The 227-nt window shown below is 50.7% G+C and carries 2 tRNA genes; both read right to left on the bottom strand.

The window, feature by feature from the left end:
* Positions 1-12 precede the first annotated feature (12 nt).
* Positions 13-88, bottom strand: a tRNA-Val gene (locus AB4623_RS24195).
* A 24-nt stretch (positions 89-112) separates the two neighbouring features.
* A tRNA-Lys gene (locus tag AB4623_RS24190) sits at positions 113-188 on the bottom strand.
* Positions 189-227: the final 39 nt, after the last annotated feature.

The raw sequence follows: 227 nt of genomic DNA, 5'->3' as shown, positions 1-227 counted from the left end.
CTTGGGAGGAAATGGTGGGCGATACCGGGCTCGAACCAGTGACCCCCTGCTTGTAAGGCAGGTGCTCTCCCAACTGAGCTAATCGCCCCAAATTTTATTTCCTTGGAGGAAATGGTGGGTCGTGCAGGATTCGAACCTGCGACCAATTGATTAAAAGTCAACTGCTCTACCAACTGAGCTAACGACCCTTTTTACTTCTTGAAGGAAGTGGTATCCCGTAGGGGAGT

It is taken from the genome of Vibrio sp. 10N.222.52.C12 (assembly GCF_041474215.1).
GTDB lineage: Bacteria > Pseudomonadota > Gammaproteobacteria > Enterobacterales > Vibrionaceae > Vibrio > Vibrio crassostreae_C.
The sequence above is the reverse complement of the archived record's forward strand: the minus strand, read 5'-3'. Positions and strand labels throughout refer to the sequence as shown.